Raw genomic sequence first — 16,267 nt, forward strand, 5'->3', positions numbered from 1 at the left:
ATTGGGGGTGTTTGTGGCGCCCCGGGGGGCCCCCCCGTTTGTTTACTTGTTGCCCCTGGTGGCGCCGGCCGCGGCCCGGCGGTTGTTGGGCCGGGCCCCGCGGTTCGCGGATGGTCGGATCAGTACTTGCGCGTCGGCAGGGCCTTCGTGGCCGCTGCTTGGTCGAAGGCCTCATCCTTGGCGAGGTAGAGCTTGTCGACGCTCTTGCCGGCCACCACGTCCTTGACGACCTGCGCGACCTGGTCGCCGAGAAGCGGGTTGCACTCCACGACGTAGTTGAACTGACCCTGCGACAACGCGGTCAGGCCGTCGTGCGTGCCGTCGATCGTCACGATCTGGATGTCCTTGCCCGGCGTGAGGCCGGCGGCCTTGATCGCGTCCAGCGCCCCGAGGCCCATGTCGTCGTTCTGCGCGAACAGGATGTTGATCTTGCTGCCGTACTTCTGGAGGAAGCCCTCCATGACCGTCTTGCCCTGGGCGCGGGTGAAGTTGCCGTCCTGCTGGTCGAGCACGTTGACGTCCGAGCCCTTCATGACCTTCTGGCATCCCGTGGTGCGGTCGTTGGCGGCGCTGGAGCCGGCGGTGCCCTGGAGGACGACCATGTTGGCGTTCTTGCCCTTGAAGTTGTCGACGATCCACTGGCAGGCCGTCTCGCCCTCCTTCTCGAAGTCGTCGCCGACGCGGGAAGTGATGTACTGCTGGTCGGCCTTGTCGACGTCGCGATCCTCGAGGATCACCGGGATCTTCGCCTGCTTGGCCTGCTTCAGGACGTCGGTCCAGCCGGTCTCCACGACGGGCGCGAAGACGATCGCCTGGGCGCCCTGCGTGATGAAGGAGCGGATCGCGGCGATCTGGTTCTCCTGCTTCTGCTGCGCGTCCGAGAAGGTCAGCTTGAATCCGTTGGACGCGGCGAGGGACGTCTGGAGCGACTTGGTGTTGGCGGTGCGCCAGCCGCTCTCGGCGCCCTCCTGCGCGAACCCGACCTTGATCGTCTTGCCGCCGGCCGATCCCCCGGACGATCCGCCCGACGAGCAGCCCGCGAGGGCGAGGGTGGCGATGGCGGCGACGGCGGCGACCGCCAGAAGGCCCTTCTTCATGTGTGTGACTCCCTTGTCCACGAACTGCGCAGCAGCTCTGCTGTCATCCGACCGTGTCGGCTTCGAAGATGTTAGCGCTCACAACTTGTCACATTCCACCGCAAATATCACGGTTAAGTAACAAGACTGCCGCGGTATCGCTCCGTCGCTAGGACTGATGTCGCGGCGCGCCTTCGTCACATCCGCCCGCGGACAGGCCACCGATTGTGATGAATCACATTCCGCCGCTGTCCGGGAACTCGATGCGACCGCCGCGCCTCGGCGCGGCCAGCGTCCGCTGCTACCAGCGACCGAGGCGCGCGTTCAGCACGGCCAGCGCGGCGGGTCCCGCTGTCGAGGTCCGCAGCACCTCCGCGCCGAGACGCACCGGCGTCCCGAACTCCAGTTCGCGGGGGCTGAGGCCGCCCTCCGGGCCGACCACGAGCGTCACGTCACCGGTCGCGGGCAGCTCGACGTCGGTGAGCGCGCGCTCCGCTGTGGGCTCGAGGACGAGGACCGTGCCCGGGAACGCCACGCCGAGCGCGAGCACCTCGGGCACGCGCGACCGGATGGACTGCTTGGCGGCCTCGCGCACGATCGCCGCCCAGCGGTCCCGGCCCTTCGCGGCCTTGGCGCCCTCCCACCGCGAGACGGACCGCTCGGCCTGCCACGGGACGATGCCGCTCACGCCGAGCTCCGTCGCCGCCTGCACGGCGAGCTCGTCGCGATCGCCCTTGGCGAGGGCCTGGGCGAGCCAGAGCCGCGGCTCCGGCGCCGGGTCGTGCCGGGTCTCCTCGACCTCGATCGTCAGCTCGCCGGGCGCGGTCGACACGACCGGGCCGCGCACGACGAAGCCGGATCCGTCGGCGATCGCGATCCGCTCCCCCGTCCGCACGCGGGCGACGCCCACCGCGTGCCGCGCCTCGTCGCCGCGGAGGGTCACACGCGCGCCGATCTCCGCATCCGCGGGTTCGAGCTCCGGATCCAGGTACAGCGACGCCATGCGCCCAGCCTGGCACGTGGTAGCCGCGCCCACCCGTGGCATCCGCGGCCGGGAATCGCGCCGCGCGTGCGATTCGTGGCACGCGCCGAACGGAGTCGCGTCGCGGGGCGCGGTGCCGCGGGCCGCGACGCGGCCGGACGCCGGGGCTAGATGTTGAGGAAGCGGTCGCGGAGCTTCGCGAAGAGTCCCTGCTGGAAGTGCGCGAACTCGGGCTTGACCGGCCGGCGGCTCGCGGCGAACTGCTTCATGAGCTCCTGCTCCTTGCTGTTCAGCCGCACCGGGGTCACCACCTGGATGCCGACCTTCAGGTCGCCGCGCCCGCCGCCGCGGAGGCGGGTGATGCCGCGATCCTTGACCGTGACGATGTCGGCGCTCTGCGTACCCGGCTTGATCTCGATCGCGACCTCGCCGTCGAGCGCCTGGAGCGACACGCTCGTGCCGAGGACGGCGTCCGTCATCTGCACCTCGAGCGTCGCCATCAGGTCGTCGCCGTTGCGGCTGAAGGTGTCGTGGTGCTTGACCTTGACCTCGAGATAGAGGTCGCCGTTCGGCCCGCCCGCCGGGCCCGCCTCGCCCTCGCCGGGGAGGTGGAGCCGCATCCCGGTGTCGACGCCGGACGGCACGTCCACGTGCACCGAGCGCTTCGCCCGCACCCGGCCCTGGCCGGCGCAGGTCGGGCAGGGGTTCGGGATGACGGTGCCGTACCCGCGGCAGGTGCCGCAGGGCGACGAGGTCATGACGTTGCCGAGGAGCGAGCGCACGGTGCGCTGGATCGACCCGGAGCCGCCGCAGATGTCGCACGTGACGGGCTGGGTGCCCGGCGCGCAGCAGGATCCCTGGCAGGTGGTGCAGAGCACGGCCGTGTCGACCTCGAGCTCGCGCGAGGTGCCGAAGACGACGTCGGCGAGCTCCACCTCGATGCGCAACAGCGCGTCCTGGCCGCGCTCGCGGCGCGACCGCGGCCCGTTGGTGCGGCCCTGGGCGGCGCCGAAGAACGTCTCGAAGATGTCGCCGAAGCCGAACCCGGCCTGACCGCCCCCGCCGAACGGGCTGCCCGACCCGCCGAGGTCGTAGCGCTCGCGCTGCTCCGGATCGCTCAGCACGTCGTACGCGTGCGTCACGCTCTTGAAGCGCTCCGAGGCCTCCTCGCTCGGGTTGACGTCGGGATGCAGCTCCCGCGCCAGCCGGCGGTACGCCTTCTTGATCTCCTCGGGGCTCGCGTCGCGCGAGACGCCGAGGGTCTCGTAGTGGTCCGTCACCGTTGCCATCAGTCCTCACCGAGCAGCCGCGTGAGGTACCGCGCCACCGCGCGGACGGCCGCCATGTTGTTCGAGTAGTCCATGCGGGTGGGGCCGAGCACGCCGAGACGTGCCACGCTCCCCCCGGATGCCGTGTAGCCGCTCGCGACCACGCTCGTCTCCGCGAGCCCGTAGTCCGCGATCTCGCGGCCGATGCGGGTCTGCACCCCGTCGTCGTCGATCTCCATCTCGGAGAAGAGGCGCAGGAGCGTCACCTGCTCCTCGATCGCCTCGAGGACCGGGAAGATGCTGCCGCCGAAGTCGCCGTCGATGCGCGCGAGATTGGGAGTGCCGGCCATCACCAGCCGGTCCTGCCGGTTGGCCGCCACCTGCTCCCCGACGCTCGCGGCCACGGCTGCGACGACGTCGCGCCGCTCGGGGGCGAAGAGCTCGACGAGACCCGGGACCCGGGCGGCCGCGTCGGCCAGCGCGAGACCGCCCAGCTGCTCGTTGAACCGCTCGCGGAGCTCCGCCGCGAAGTCGGCGTCGACGGGGCCCGGCACCTCGATCAGGTGCTGGTCGACACGCCCGGTGTCCGTGATGAGCACCGTCATGAGGCGGGTGGGCGCGAGCCCGACGACCTCGATGTGTCGCACGCGGGCGCTGCCGAACGAGGGGTAGGAGGCGAGCGCGACCTGGTTCGTCAGCTGCGCGAGGGTGCGGACCGTGCGCGCGAGGACGTCGTCGAGGTCGACGGCGTCGCCGAGGAAGGTCTCGATCGCGGTGCGCTGGGCGGGGGTCAGCGGGCGGAGGTCGGCCAGCTGGTCGACGAACACCCGGTAGCCCTTGTCGGTCGGCACCCGGCCGGAGGAGGTGTGCGGAGCGGCGATCAGCTCCTCCTCCTCGAGCTGGGCCATGTCGTTGCGGATCGTCGCCGATGACACGCCGAAGGCGTGCCGCTCCACGATGCTCTTCGAGCCCACCGGCTCCCGGGAAGCGACGTAGTCCTGCACGATGACGCGGAGCACCGCGAGACCGCGTTCCGAGACCATGGCGCACCGCCCTCCGCTGCCGGGAAAAATGCTGTTTAGCACTCGGGGATTCCGACTGCCAATTGTAGCCGACGCGCGTTCACGAGACCGTTGCCCCGCCGTTCTCGCAGCCGCTATCTTGTGGGGCGAGCTCGCCCCGGGACCCGTTCCGGGATGCAACGAGCGCCAGCCCGTGCACCTCTGAAACGTGTCGGACGCCCTCCCGCATCCGCAGACGAAAGGCGACACCCTCATGACCGATCCGTCGGCTCCCCAGCCCCAGCCGCAGCAGCCGACCCCGGCTGCGCCGTTCACCGAGGCGGAGGACAAGCAGTACACCGTCCTCGCCACCTTCCTCAACATCATCCTGCTGATCCCGGCCCTGGTGTTCTACCTCGGGTTCCGCGGCCGCGGACCGCGCCTCGACGCCCAGTCGAAGGAGAACCTGAACTGGACGATCGGCATCACGATCCTGGTCGTCGGCACCGCGATCCTGTCGGCGATCCTCGGGTTCATCCCGATCATCGGCGTCATCTTCGGCCTGCTGCTCGGCCTGGTCGGCTGGGCCGCCTGGATCGTCAACATCATCTTCTCGATCATCGGCGGCGTGAAGCTCAGCGGGAACCAGGTGGCGACCTACACCTACCCGTACACGGTGAAGTTCATCAAGTAACCGTCAACGTCGCGGAGCGCCGGATCCCCTCGGGGTCCGGCGCTCCGTCGTTCGACGAGGCGCGTGGGATCAGTCGTCGGTGAGGCGGCGCACGACCGCGTCGGCGAGCAGCCGTCCGCGCCGGGTCAGCACGATCCGCCCGCGGATGGCGTCCGCCCCGTCGACGAGCCCCTCGGCGATGAGCGCGGCCACCGCCGAGCGGCCGTTCTGCTCGAGCGCCTCGATGGGCAGCCCGTCGGCGATCCGCGTGCCGAGGAGGATCCGCTCGAGCCGCACCGCGTCGTCGTCGAGCGTCTCGCGTCCCGCCGCGGGCGAGACACCGGCGGCGAGCCGCTCCGCGTAGGCGGCCGGGTGCTTGACGTTCCACCAGCGCACCCCGCCGACGTGGCTGTGCGCGCCCGGCCCGACACCCCACCAGTCCTGGCCCGTCCAGTACGCGAGGTTGTGGCGGGAGCGGTGGGCGGCGTCCGTCGCCCAGTTGCTGACCTCGTACCAGGTCATCCCCGCGGCGGTCAGCCGGTCGTCGGCGAGGTCGTACATGTCGGCCTGCAGGTCGTCGTCGGGCTCGGGCACGCGGCCGCGGGCGATGTCGCGGTGCAGGCGCGTCCCGGGCTCGACGATGAGGGCGTAGGCGCTCAGGTGGTCGGGGCGCTGCGCGAGCGCCAGGTCGACGGAGGCGGCCCAGTCGTCCAGCGACTCCCCCGGGGTGCCGTAGATGAGGTCGAGGCTCACCTGCAGGCCGGCGGCGCGAGCCCACTCGACGACGAGCGGGATGCGCTCCGGGTCGTGGGTGCGATCGAGCGTCGCGAGCACATGCGGCACGGCCGACTGCATCCCGAAGCTGACCCGCGTGAAGCCGGCGGCGGCGAGCTCCTCGAGGGCGGCGAGGTCGACGGAGTCCGGGTTCGCCTCCGTCGTGACCTCGGCGTCCGGTGCGAGGCCGAACCGATCCCGGATGCCGCCGAGGACCGCCGCGAGCTGCGCGGCGGGCAGCAGGGTCGGCGTGCCCCCGCCGAAGAACACGGTCCGGGCCGGGCGGGCCGCCGTCCCGAGCACCCCGACCGCGAGGCCGAGCTCGGAGAGCGCCTGCCCCGGGTAGTCGGACTGCTTGACGCCGCGGATCTCGTCGGCCGTGTAGGTGTTGAAGTCGCAGTAGCCGCAGCGCACCCGGCAGAAGGGCACGTGCACGTAGACGCCGAGATCCCGGGAGTCGGATCCGGCGAGCGCCGACGCCGGGAGCGCGCCGTCCGCGGGCGCGGGGTCGGCGATCGGCAGGGCGGACGGCATCCCGCAATTCTCGCCGACTCTGCGAAGAAGCCCTGTCGGGTTGCGGCCCGACAAGGCTTCTTCGTCGAATCGGGGGGGGAAGGGGGCTCGGCCCGTGTCAGGAGGCGAGCTGCGCCGCGTCGAGCGCGAAGAGGTCGCCGGCACCGCCGGTGGCCGCCGGGAGCAGACCGGCGACCGCCGGCAGCAGCTGCTCGGCGTGGAAGCGCGCGAGCACGAGCTTCGTCTCCGCGAGCTCCCCGCCGCGCGCGGCCAGCGCCGACTGCGCGAGCAGCCACGCCTCGAGCACCAGGCCCCACATCCGCAGGTACGGGCTCGACCCGGCGAGCACCGCGTCGGGGTCGGTCGCGCCGGTGGTCAGCATCCACTCGGTCGCCTCGCGCAGGGCCGACAGCTGCGTCGCGAGCCCCTGCCGGATCGTCGAGAAGTCGTCGCCGGCCGCGCCCAGCTCGTCGTCGAGCGCGCCGATCTGGTCGAGGAACTCCCGCACGGACGCGCCGCCGCGCACCGGGAGCTTGCGCCCCACGAGGTCCGCCGCCTGGATGCCGTTGGTGCCCTCGTAGATGGGCGCGATGCGGATGTCGCGGTAGTGCTGCGCGACCCCCGTCTCCTCGACGAAGCCCAGCCCGCCGAACACCTGCAGCGCGATCGAGCTGAGTTCGACCCCGAGGTCCGTCCCGTACGCCTTGCAGACCGGGGTGAGGAGGCCGACGATCTCCGAGGACCGCGCCCGCGCCGCCGCGTCGGGGTGGTGCGTCGAGCGGTCGATCTGCCCCGCGTTGAGGTACATGAGGCAGCGGAGCGCCGCGAGGTGGGCCCGCTGCGTCATCAGCATCCGCCGGACGTCAGGGTGGTCGATGATCGTCGTGTCGGCGGCGCCGCCGACCGCCTTGCCCTGCACGCGCTCGGTCGCGTAGGCGAGCGCCTTCTGGTAGGCGCGCTCGCCGATCGCGAGCCCCTCCATCCCGACCGAGAGCCGGGCGTTGTTCATCATGACGAACATGATCCGCATCCCCTTGTGGAGCTCGCCGATCAGGTAGCCGGTCGCGCCCGCGTACTCCATGACGCAGGTGGGCGACCCGTGGATGCCCATCTTGTGCTCGATCGAGAGCGCGCGCACCGCGTTCCGCTCCGCCGGCTCGCCGTTCTCGTCGAGCAGGAACTTCGGGACGATGAAGCACGAGATCCCCGCCGTCCCGGCCGGGGCGTCAGGCGTGCGGGCGAGCACGAGGTGGACGATCTGCCCGGCGAGGTCGTGCTCCCCGAAGCTGATGTAGATCTTCTGGCCGGTGATCGCGTAGGTGCCGTCCTCATTCGGAACGGCGCGGGTGGTGAGCGCCCCGACGTCGGAGCCGGCCTGCGGCTCGGTGAGGTTCATCGTGCCGGTCCACTCGCCCGACACCATGCGCGGCAGGTAGGCCGCCTTCTGCTCGTCGCTGCCGTAGTGCAGCAGCGCGTCGATCGCGCCCTGGGTCAGCAGGGGTGCGAGAGAGAAGCCCATGCTCGCCGAGGTCAGCATCTCCTGCACGGCGAGGCCGACGGTCCAGGGGAAGCCGCCCCCGCCGAACTCCTCGGGGAACGGGATCGAGGGCCAGCCGGCCTTGACGAACTCGTCGTAGACGGGCTTGTAGGCGCTCGGCACGGTGACGGTGTGGTCGGGATGCCAGACCGCCCCCTCGACGTCCCCCGCGCGGTCGACCGGGGCGACGGCCTCCGCCATGAACTCCCCTGCGGCCGCCAGCAGGTCATCGACCGTCTCGAGGTCGGCGTGCTCGAAACCGGGCAGCGTCGCGATCTCGTCGTAGCGCACGATGTGCTCGAACACGAAGCGGAGGTCGTCGACGGGGGGCCGGTAGTCGCTCATGTTCCGCAATCTAGTCGGCGGGATCGGCTCCGGGGAGGGGGCCGGCCAGGGCGCGCTCGTAGCGGGCCGTGTAGATCGCCTGCAGCAGGCGCGCGACGGGGGCGCCGAGCCAGACGAGCAGTCCGGCGGGGCGCGAGAAGGCGCGGATGACGAGCCACACCGAGTCGTCGGCGAGGCGCTCGACGATGAACGCCTCCTCGCCGCGCTCGGGATGCCCCGGCAGGGTCCCATAGGCGAATCCGCGTCGTCCCGGCTCGTCGACCACGTACACGACGCGCGCCGGGATCGCGCGCGGCCAGAACGGCATCCGCAGGCGCGCGGTGTCGCCGGGCCGCAGCAGCGGCGCGCCGCCCGGGGCGTACACGGTCTCTCCCGGCTCCCCCACGACGGCCGGCTGCACCGGCTCCCCCGCGGCGTCGAACGCGACGGGGGTGTACGTCGCGGCGGTCGCCGCGGCCGGAGCCGGCAGCAGTTCGACCCTCAGCCCCACGCGGCGCTGGATGCCCCAGCTGAGCGTCTCGGTCCAGGCGAACTCCCACCGCGCGTCGCCGTGCCCGATCCGGACCCGGCGCTCGAGCGGGCGGTATCCCCTGGGCGGGTAGGTCAGCAGGTCCTCCGCGCGGGTGGCGCCGATCGCGCCGTAGGTCACGGGGACCTGCCAGAGCGGGGTCGCGGCCATCACTCCAGGGTAGAGGGATGCTCTGCGAGGTACGCCGCGACCACCGCGTGCGGGGCGACCTCCGCCCACGCGTCCACGACGAGCTCCGCCAGGCGCGGCCGCGAGATGCGGTCGAGGCGGACGAGCACGGTCGGGTGCCCGTCGAAGTGCGGGATGGTGAAGAAGACGTCCACGTCCTCGGCGAGGAGCGCCTTCTTCTCGTGCTCGTGCGCCACCCGGACCGCGAGGATGGGCCCCGTCTCCTCGCCCACCTCCTCGACGTCGCGCGGGCGGAGCGGCCGCGCCCAGACGAACCCGCGCTGGACCGCCCAGGTGCGGTTGCCCCACTTCGTCGTCTCCTGCGCGCCGGGCAGCGCCATCGCGAGCTCGTGGACGTCCTCCCAGGTCGCCATGGCCGTGAGGCTACGCGCGGTCCTCGGGCGCCGGGGAGTCGGCGATGCGGCGCAGGATCTCGGCCGCCTCGGCGAGCACGGCCCGTTCGTGATCGGTGGCCGCCACCAGCTCCGCGCGGAACCAGGCCCGACTGCGCGCGACGCTCTCGCCTTCGACCCGCCGCCCCGACTCCGTGAGGTGGAACAGGACGCGTCGACCGTCGTCCGGATCGGCCGCGCGCACGAGATAGCCCCCCGCGGTCAGACGATTGACCGTCTGACTCATGGACGACGGGGTGACGCGGGCCTCGCCGCTGAGCGCGGTGAGGGTCTGGGGCCCCTCCTTGCGCACCCGGCTGAGGACCGCCAGCGCCGCGTCGCCCAACTCGTCGTGGGCGCGCAGCGCACGGAATCGGCGATAGAGCCGGCCGACGGCCGTGCGCAGCCGCTGGCTCAGCTCGTCGGGGTCGTTTGCGTCGGACGGCACGTTTCATTAGTATCACGAATGGTTTTCTTTCGTATACCTAATGCTTAAGGAGCATCCATGTCGCTGTCCCAGCTCGACCCCACGAGCGCCCTCATCGTCGTCGACCTGCAGCGCGGGATCCTGGCGCTGCCCGGCGCACATCCGATCGTCGAGGTGATCGCGAACAGCGCCCGCCTGGCCGACGCCTTCCGCGAGCGCGGACTCCCGGTCGCTCTCGTCAACGTGGCCGGTCGGGCACCCGGGCGCACCGAGCGCGCCCGTGCCCAAGCCGCCTCGGGCGCCCCGAGGCCGGTCCTCAGCGCGGAGGCGCTGGAGCTGCTGCCGGAGCTCGGCTCGGCGCCCGACGACATCCTGGTCACGAAGCGCACCTGGGGCGCGTTCACCGGCACGGAGCTGGACGCCGCCCTTCGCGCGCGCGGCGTCACCCAGGTCGTCCTGACCGGCATCGCCACCAGCGCCGGCGTCGAGTCGACGGCGCGGCAGGCGCACGAGCTCGGGTACCACGTGACCCTCGTCACCGACGCGATGACCGACGCCAGTGCCGAGGCGCACGACGGAAGCGTCGCGCGGGTGTTCCCCGCGATCGGCGAGACGGGCACCACCGACGAGGTCCTGGACCTGCTGGCCGACCGGGCGTGAGCACCGCCCCGGCGAGCGCCGCGGGCGCGACGAGCCGGCCGTTCCCCGCCCGATTCACCGTTCCGCTGCTCCTCGGCTCGACGCTGAACCCGATCAACAGCTCGATGCTCGCGACCGGCCTGGCCGGGATCGCGGCGGACTTCCACGTCGGACCCGGGCAGTCGGCGGCGCTCGTCTCCGTGCTCTACCTCTGCAGCGCGGTCGCGCAACCCACCATGGGCAAACTCGCGCAGTTGTTCGGGCCGCGGACCGTGTTCTTGACGGGCATCGCGATCCTGTTCGCGGGCGGCGTCGTCGGCTCGATCGCGCCCGCCTTCTGGGTGCTGCTCGTCTCGCGCGCGCTCATCGGGATCGGCACCTCGGCCGCCTACCCGACGGGGATGGCGCTCGTGCGCCGTCGGGCGGAGACGCTCGGCGTGGGCGTCCCCAGCCGCATCATCGGCAGCTTCTCGATCGCGGCGCAGATCACGGTCGTGCTCGGGCTCCCGCTCGGCGGTCTCCTGACCGGCGCCTTCGGCTGGCGGGCGCTGTTCCTCGTGAACGTGCCGGTCGCGATCGTGGTGTTCCTCTTCGCGTTCCTCGGGATCGCGCACGACGAGCGCCGCGACGACCGGCCGCGCGGGCGCGCGCTGCTCGCGGCGGTCGACATCCCCGGGATCCTCCTCTTCGCCGGTGCGACCGTGAGCCTGCTCGTCTTCCTCTCCGACCTGACGGCACCGGTCTGGTGGCTCGTGCCGGTGATCATCGCGCTCACCGCCGGGCTCATCCTCTGGGAGCGGCGCGCGGCGCAGCCGCTCATCGACGTGCGCATGCTCGCGGCCAACGGACCGCTGCAGCGCACCTACCTCCGGCAGATCGTCGTCGGCCTCGGCGTGTACACCGGTCTCTACGGCATCAGCCAGTGGATGGAGGAGGCGGCCGGGTACTCGGCCGTCCAGGTCGGACTGCTCCTGCTGCCCCTCTCCGGCGTCGGGATCGTGCTGGCGCGGCTGGTCTCGACCCGCGGCTGGGTGCGGGGGCCGCTGCTGCTCGGCGCCGTCGCGCTGATGGGCACGGGCGTCGTCGCGCTGGTCACCGACCACACCGCGAGCGTGCTCGTGCTCGTCGGCATGACGATGCTGTTCGGGGCCACGAACGGGCTCAGCAACTTCGCCAACCAGACGACGCTCTACGTGCAGTCGCCGTCGGAGACGTTCGCCGTGGCCTCGGGCCTCTACCGGACGGCGTCGTACCTCGGCGCGATCTTTTCCGCGAGTGTGATCGGCCTGTCGTTCGGGAGCCGTGTCTCGGATGCCGGGTTCCACGTCGTCGCCTGGATCCTCGTGGGGATCGGCGCTCTCGCCCTGCTGATGACGGCAGCCGACCGGCGGATCCCGACGGTGGTCCGCGAGCGCGCGGCTAGTTCGTCTGCCAGTCGGCGACGGGCAGCCCCTGCCCGTCGTGCGCCTGCCCGGCCACGATGAAGATGAAGTCGACGAGCGGCCAGATGCCGAGCGTGAGCCAGCCGACGAGGAGCTTCGCGACGCCCATGCCGATGTTGCCGAGATAGAAGCGGTCGATCCCGAGACCGCCCAGGAAGAAGCTCAGCAGCGTCGCGACGAGGCGGCTCTTCGGGGAGATCGCCCCGGCGGCGGCGGGGTAGCCGGGCTGCGGCGGGGGCGGCGGGGCGGCAGGCGGGTAGGCGTTGGTCACCCGGCCATGCTGTCGGAGTCGGTCGACACGGGTCAACCGGGTCCGGCGCCGGCTACTTGTCCTTCTTGCCGCTCTCCACGTCGCCCGAGAGCGCGGCGATGAACGCCTCCTGGGGGACCTCGACGCGGCCGACCATCTTCATCCGCTTCTTGCCCTCCTTCTGCTTCTCGAGCAGCTTGCGCTTGCGGGTGATGTCGCCGCCGTAGCACTTGGCGAGCACGTCCTTGCGCATGGCGCGGATGTTCTCGCGGGCGATGATGCGCGCGCCGATCGCGGCCTGGATCGGGACCTCGAACTGCTGTCGCGGGATCAGCTCCCGCAGCCGGGTCGCCATCATCGTGCCGTACGCGTAGGCCTTGTCTTTGTGGACGATGGCGCTGAACGCGTCGACCGTCTCGCCCTGCAGGAGGATGTCGACCTTGACGAGGTCGCCGGGCGCCTCCCCCGCGGGCTCGTAGTCGAGCGAGGCGTAGCCCTGGGTGCGCGACTTGAGCTGGTCGAAGAAGTCGAAGACGATCTCGCCGAGCGGGAGCGTGTACTTCAGCTCCACGCGGTCCTCGCCGAGGTAGTCCATCGACTTCATCGTGCCGCGACGGCTCTGGCAGAGGTCCATGATCGCCCCGACGTAGTCCTTCGGCGCGAGGATCGACGCGTTGACGACCGGCTCGAGCACCTCGGCGATCTTCGCGCCCGTCGGGTACTCGGAGGGGTTCGTGACGGTGACGGTCTTCCGGTCCTCCGTCGTCACCTGGTACGGCACGCTCGGCGCCGTGGTGATGAGGTCGAGGTCGAACTCGCGGCGCAGCCGCTCGGTGATGATCTCGAGGTGCAGGAGGCCGAGGAAGCCGCAGCGGAAGCCGAACCCGAGCGCGACCGAGGTCTCGGGCTCGTACTGCAGGGCCGCATCCGAGAGCTTCAGTTTGTCGAGCGCCTCGCGGAGGATCGGGTAGTCGGAGCCGTCGATCGGGTAGATGCCCGAGAACACCATCGGCAGCGGGTCGGTGTAGCCCGGGAGCGCGTCCGTCGCGGGCTTCGCGGCGCTGGTCACCGTGTCGCCGACCTTCGACTGGCGCACGTCCTTGACGCCGGTGATGAGGTAGCCGACCTCGCCCACCGCGAGGCCCTTGGACGGCGTGGGCTCGGGCGACGAGACGCCGATCTCGAGGATGTCGTGGGTCGCGCGCGTCGACATCATCTGGATCCGCTCGCGCGGGTTCAGCTGCCCGTCGACCATGCGGACGTAGGTGACGACGCCGCGGTACGCGTCGTACACGGAGTCGAAGATCATCGCGCGGGCGGGCGCGTCCTTCACACCGGTGGGCGCGGGGATCTTCTCCACGACGCGGTCGAGCAGCTGCTCGACGCCCATGCCGGTCTTGCCGCTGACCCGGAGCACGTCGTCCGGGTCGCCGCCGATCAGCTGCGCCAGCTCGCGGGCGTACTTGTCGGGGTCGGCTGCCGGAAGATCGATCTTGTTGAGGACCGGGATGATCTCGAGGTCGTTCTCGAGCGCGAGGTAGAGGTTGGCGAGGGTCTGCGCCTCGATGCCCTGCGCCGCGTCGACGAGGAGGATCGCGCCCTCGCACGCGGCGAGGGAGCGGGAGACCTCGTAGGTGAAGTCGACGTGACCGGGGGTGTCGATCATGGTGTGGGCGTAGGTGGTCTCGACAGGCTCAACCACCGACGACGCCCACGGCATGCGGACGGCCTGCGACTTGATCGTGATGCCGCGCTCGCGCTCGATGTCCATCCGGTCGAGGTACTGCGCGCGCATGTCGCGCTCGGCGACGACGCCCGTGATCTGCAGCATCCGGTCGGCGAGCGTCGACTTGCCGTGGTCGATGTGGGCGATGATGCAGAAGTTCCGGATGCGCGCGGGGTCGGTGGCAGCCGGCTCGAGGGGCTTCAGGGCGCGCGGAGACATGACGGACCATTGTCGCATTCGCGCGGCCGCGGAATGATCCGGGCCGCGGGGTCGAGCGCGAGCGGCGGTGAGCTCCTGCTCCTCGCCCTCGTGACCTGCTACGGCAACGACGTGTACCGCGAGGCGGCGGCGCGCGGCATCGTCGTCGACGCCGTCGAGGTGGAGGCGGAGGCCGACTTCCCCGCGATCGGCGCGCCGGCCGCGGCGGTCCGCTACCGCGCACGGGTGCGCTCGAGCGCCCCGGAGGAGGCGGTGCGCGAGCTCCTCGTCCACACCGACCGGGTGGCGGAGATCCAGGCCACCGTGCGCACGGCGATCCCGGTGGAGCTGGTCGACGTGGAGGTCGTCGCCGGCTGATCGATCGCGGGGTGCGTCGCTCAACATTTATAGACGTACAATAGTCTTAGAATGACAGTAATCGCCCCGCTCCCCCGCCAGAAGCACCCGGTCCTCGTGCTCGTGATCTGCTGCATGAGCCTGCTCCTCGTCAGCCTCGACGCGACGATCGTCAACGTCGCGCTGCCCTCGATCCGGCGTGACCTGCACGCCGATGTGTCCAACCTGCAATGGACCCTCGACGCCTACACGCTCGTGCTGGCGGCGCTCCTCCTGCTCTCCGGCACGACGGCCGACCGGATCGGTCGTCGTCGGACCTTCCAGATCGGCCTCGCCGTCTTCGGACTCGGGTCACTCCTCTGCGGTTTCGCGCCGGGCATCGGATGGCTCATCGCCTTCCGCGCGCTGCAGGCGGTCGGCGGATCGATGCTCAACCCGGTCGCCATGTCGATCATCACGGCGGTGTTCGACGACCCGGCCCGTCGGGCGCGCGCGATCGGCGTCTGGTCGGCGGTCGTCGGCGTCTCCCTCGCGCTCGGCCCGATCCTCGGCGGCGCGCTCCTCCAGGTCGCCGACTGGCGCGTCATCTTCTGGGTCAACGTCCCCGTGGTCATCGCGGCGCTCGTGCTCACCGCCGTCTTCGTCCCCGAGATCCGCGCGCGCCGCAGGCGCCGCTTCGATCCGATCGGCCAGCTCACGGTCGGCACCCTCGTCGCGTGCACCGTCGCCGGCCTCATCGAGGGACCGCGCCGCGGGTGGGGCGACCCGCTCACGCTCGCGCTGTTCGGCGTCGCCGTCGCGGCGCTCGTGGTGCTGATCGCGTACGAGCTGCGCCGCGAGGACGCCGTGCTCGACCCGCGGCTGTTCCGGAGCCTGCCGTTCTCGAACGCGGTCGTCACCGCGATCGCGGCGTTCGCCGGCAACGGCGCGTTCCTGTTCCTCATGACCCTCTACCTGCAGGACGTGCGCGGCTTCACCCCCCTCGTGGCGGGGCTCCACCTGCTGCCGATGGCGATCACGCAGTTGGTCTGCGGTCCGCTCTCCGGGCGGCTCGTCGCGCGGTTCGGCACCCGGCCGTCGCTCGTGCTCGCCTGCGCGTTCTGGATCGTCTCGTTCCTCGGCCTCACGCTCCTCGCCGACGACACCCCCCAGCTGCTGCTGCTCACGCTCTTCGGGCTCTTCGGCGTCGGCCAGGGCTTCGTGAACGCCGCGGTGACGACCGCCGCGGTCTCGGGGATGCCGCTCTCGCGCGCCGGGTCGGCCGCGGCGATCGCCTCCACCAGTCGGCAGGTCGGGGTGTCGCTCGGCGTCGCGCTCGCCGGCACCGTCACCGGGATCGCGGCGGGCGGTATCGGCGCCGGCTTCACCTCGGCGACCCACGCCATGTGGTGGACGATGCTCGGCGTGAGCGTCGCCGTGCTCGTGACCTCTGTCCTGGCCACCGGGCCGATCGGGCGCCGGAGCCGCGAAGCGATCCAGGACCTTCTGCGCGACACCGGGTCGGTCCAGACTGCCGAGGCGCGGCACTCCGAGGCCGAGGCGGTGTCCCGTGGCTGAGGCGCCGACGGCGGCCGAGGTGTGGTCGCTGCTGAACGACCTGGTCCGCGACGGGCGACGGGAGTGGACGCGGCTCGTGTCGGCTGAGGCCGGCATGCCCTACAGCAGGGTGCGGGCGCTCCGCGTGCTCGCCGAGGGCGACCGCACGATGAGCGAACTCGCCCGGGAGGTCGTCGTCGACTCGTCGGCCGCGACCGGGATCATGAACGACCTCGAGGAGCGGGGCCTGGCCGAGCGACGGCCGACGCCTGACAGCCGACGGGTGCGGATCGCGTCGATCACCCCGGCCGGCCGCGACCTCGTCGAGCGCGTCCACCGCATCGAGATCCCGCGGCCCGAGGCGCTCGACGCGCTGAACGCCGAGGACCGCGCGACGCTCGGCCGGATCCTCGGCGGCCTGACGCGCCGGTAGC

At 71.6% G+C, this 16,267-nt stretch carries 17 protein-coding genes; 6 read left to right on the plus strand and 11 right to left on the minus strand.

What is annotated here, in order from left to right; genetic code table 11:
- Positions 1–119: 119 nt before the first annotated feature.
- The 4 genes from ACTHM3_RS01655 to hrcA all read right to left on the minus strand — a co-directional run bounded on the left by ACTHM3_RS01655 (position 120) and on the right by hrcA (position 4,369).
- Positions 120–1,097 (minus strand): ABC transporter substrate-binding protein, encoded by a 978-nt coding sequence (locus tag ACTHM3_RS01655; protein WP_440404347.1) that lies wholly within the window; start codon positions 1,095–1,097, stop codon positions 120–122.
- Between the two features lie 280 nt (positions 1,098–1,377).
- Complete coding sequence (locus ACTHM3_RS01660) at positions 1,378–2,079, minus strand: 16S rRNA (uracil(1498)-N(3))-methyltransferase (RefSeq protein WP_440404348.1); 702 nt, start codon at positions 2,077–2,079, stop codon at positions 1,378–1,380.
- 146 nt (positions 2,080–2,225) lie between these two features.
- Positions 2,226–3,338, minus strand: a complete 1,113-nt coding sequence (gene dnaJ / locus ACTHM3_RS01665; RefSeq protein ID WP_440404417.1) for a molecular chaperone DnaJ — start codon at positions 3,336–3,338, stop codon at positions 2,226–2,228.
- Positions 3,339–3,346: 8 nt separating this feature from the next.
- The gene (gene hrcA, locus ACTHM3_RS01670) at positions 3,347–4,369 is read right to left on the minus strand and encodes a heat-inducible transcriptional repressor HrcA (protein ID WP_440404349.1); all 1,023 of its coding nucleotides are present in this window, start codon (positions 4,367–4,369) and stop codon (positions 3,347–3,349) included.
- 187 nt (positions 4,370–4,556) lie between these two features.
- On the opposite strand from hrcA, the gene ACTHM3_RS01675 reads away from it, so the two are divergent.
- A complete protein-coding gene (locus ACTHM3_RS01675; RefSeq protein ID WP_440404350.1) occupies positions 4,557–5,021 on the plus strand; it encodes a DUF4870 domain-containing protein in 465 nt (154 codons plus the stop codon).
- 69 nt (positions 5,022–5,090) lie between these two features.
- Here ACTHM3_RS01675 and hemW read toward each other — a convergent pair whose 3' ends face one another.
- From hemW to ACTHM3_RS01700, 5 genes are all read right to left on the minus strand, one after another.
- On the minus strand, positions 5,091–6,308 hold the full coding sequence (gene hemW / locus ACTHM3_RS01680; RefSeq protein WP_440404351.1) for a radical SAM family heme chaperone HemW: 1,218 nt from the start codon (positions 6,306–6,308) through the stop codon (positions 5,091–5,093).
- A 97-nt stretch (positions 6,309–6,405) separates the two neighbouring features.
- Positions 6,406–8,169 (minus strand): acyl-CoA dehydrogenase, encoded by a 1,764-nt coding sequence (locus tag ACTHM3_RS01685; protein WP_440404352.1) that lies wholly within the window; start codon positions 8,167–8,169, stop codon positions 6,406–6,408.
- Between the two features lie 10 nt (positions 8,170–8,179).
- Positions 8,180–8,848 carry a DUF1990 family protein gene (locus ACTHM3_RS01690; protein WP_440404353.1) on the minus strand — a complete coding sequence of 223 codons (669 nt, stop codon included), beginning with the start codon at positions 8,846–8,848 and terminating at the stop codon, positions 8,180–8,182.
- Positions 8,848–9,240 carry an MmcQ/YjbR family DNA-binding protein gene (locus tag ACTHM3_RS01695; RefSeq protein ID WP_440404354.1) on the minus strand — a complete coding sequence of 131 codons (393 nt, stop codon included), beginning with the start codon at positions 9,238–9,240 and terminating at the stop codon, positions 8,848–8,850. The genes ACTHM3_RS01690 and ACTHM3_RS01695 overlap by 1 nt, the downstream gene beginning before the upstream one ends.
- 10 nt (positions 9,241–9,250) lie before the next feature.
- The gene (locus ACTHM3_RS01700) at positions 9,251–9,706 is read right to left on the minus strand and encodes a MarR family winged helix-turn-helix transcriptional regulator (protein ID WP_440404355.1); all 456 of its coding nucleotides are present in this window, start codon (positions 9,704–9,706) and stop codon (positions 9,251–9,253) included.
- Between the two features lie 57 nt (positions 9,707–9,763).
- Between ACTHM3_RS01700 and ACTHM3_RS01705 the strand changes: the two genes are divergently transcribed.
- Together ACTHM3_RS01705 and ACTHM3_RS01710 are read left to right on the plus strand one after the other, a co-directional pair.
- A complete protein-coding gene (locus ACTHM3_RS01705; protein WP_440404356.1) occupies positions 9,764–10,345 on the plus strand; it encodes an isochorismatase family protein in 582 nt (193 codons plus the stop codon).
- A complete protein-coding gene (locus ACTHM3_RS01710) occupies positions 10,342–11,808 on the plus strand; it encodes an MFS transporter (RefSeq protein WP_440404357.1) in 1,467 nt (488 codons plus the stop codon). Before ACTHM3_RS01705 ends, ACTHM3_RS01710 begins: the two co-directional genes overlap by 4 nt.
- Here the strand turns inward: ACTHM3_RS01710 and ACTHM3_RS01715 are convergent.
- Positions 11,744–12,037 (minus strand): TM2 domain-containing protein, encoded by a 294-nt coding sequence (locus ACTHM3_RS01715; RefSeq protein WP_440404358.1) that lies wholly within the window; start codon positions 12,035–12,037, stop codon positions 11,744–11,746. The genes ACTHM3_RS01710 and ACTHM3_RS01715 overlap by 65 nt on opposite strands.
- Positions 12,038–12,089: 52 nt before the next feature.
- A complete protein-coding gene (lepA, locus tag ACTHM3_RS01720) occupies positions 12,090–13,961 on the minus strand; it encodes a translation elongation factor 4 (RefSeq protein WP_440404359.1) in 1,872 nt (623 codons plus the stop codon).
- A 33-nt stretch (positions 13,962–13,994) separates the two neighbouring features.
- Here lepA and ACTHM3_RS01725 point away from each other — a divergent pair, with 33 nt between their 5' ends.
- From ACTHM3_RS01725 to ACTHM3_RS01735, 3 genes are read left to right on the plus strand one after another with little or no spacing between them, the layout of a single operon-like run.
- The gene (locus tag ACTHM3_RS01725) at positions 13,995–14,318 is read left to right on the plus strand and encodes an OsmC family protein (RefSeq protein WP_440404360.1); all 324 of its coding nucleotides are present in this window, start codon (positions 13,995–13,997) and stop codon (positions 14,316–14,318) included.
- 51 nt (positions 14,319–14,369) lie between these two features.
- Entirely contained in the window at positions 14,370–15,854 is a 1,485-nt protein-coding gene (locus tag ACTHM3_RS01730; protein WP_440404361.1) for an MFS transporter, read from the plus strand.
- On the plus strand, positions 15,847–16,266 hold the full coding sequence (locus ACTHM3_RS01735; RefSeq protein ID WP_440404362.1) for a MarR family winged helix-turn-helix transcriptional regulator: 420 nt from the start codon (positions 15,847–15,849) through the stop codon (positions 16,264–16,266). Before ACTHM3_RS01730 ends, ACTHM3_RS01735 begins: the two co-directional genes overlap by 8 nt.
- Position 16,267 lies beyond the last annotated feature (1 nt).

Source organism: Pseudolysinimonas sp. (assembly GCF_051954455.1).
Lineage (GTDB): Bacteria > Actinomycetota > Actinomycetes > Actinomycetales > Microbacteriaceae > Pseudolysinimonas.

Excerpts from the sequence above, each read along its gene's own strand:
- ACTHM3_RS01730 (WP_440404361.1), top strand. The coding sequence starts at position 14,370 with ATGACAGTAATCGCCCCGCTCCCCCGCCAGAAGCACCCGGTCCTCGTG.
- ACTHM3_RS01690 (WP_440404353.1), bottom strand. The coding sequence starts at position 8,848 with ATGGCCGCGACCCCGCTCTGGCAGGTCCCCGTGACCTACGGCGCGATC.
- lepA (WP_440404359.1), bottom strand. The coding sequence starts at position 13,961 with ATGTCTCCGCGCGCCCTGAAGCCCCTCGAGCCGGCTGCCACCGACCCC.
- hrcA (WP_440404349.1), bottom strand. The coding sequence starts at position 4,369 with ATGGTCTCGGAACGCGGTCTCGCGGTGCTCCGCGTCATCGTGCAGGAC.
- ACTHM3_RS01705 (WP_440404356.1), top strand. The coding sequence starts at position 9,764 with ATGTCGCTGTCCCAGCTCGACCCCACGAGCGCCCTCATCGTCGTCGAC.
- hemW (WP_440404351.1), bottom strand. The coding sequence starts at position 6,308 with ATGCCGTCCGCCCTGCCGATCGCCGACCCCGCGCCCGCGGACGGCGCG.
- ACTHM3_RS01655 (WP_440404347.1), bottom strand. The coding sequence starts at position 1,097 with ATGAAGAAGGGCCTTCTGGCGGTCGCCGCCGTCGCCGCCATCGCCACC.
- ACTHM3_RS01660 (WP_440404348.1), bottom strand. The coding sequence starts at position 2,079 with ATGGCGTCGCTGTACCTGGATCCGGAGCTCGAACCCGCGGATGCGGAG.
- ACTHM3_RS01725 (WP_440404360.1), top strand. The coding sequence starts at position 13,995 with ATGATCCGGGCCGCGGGGTCGAGCGCGAGCGGCGGTGAGCTCCTGCTC.
- ACTHM3_RS01685 (WP_440404352.1), bottom strand. The coding sequence starts at position 8,169 with ATGAGCGACTACCGGCCCCCCGTCGACGACCTCCGCTTCGTGTTCGAG.
- ACTHM3_RS01695 (WP_440404354.1), bottom strand. The coding sequence starts at position 9,240 with ATGGCGACCTGGGAGGACGTCCACGAGCTCGCGATGGCGCTGCCCGGC.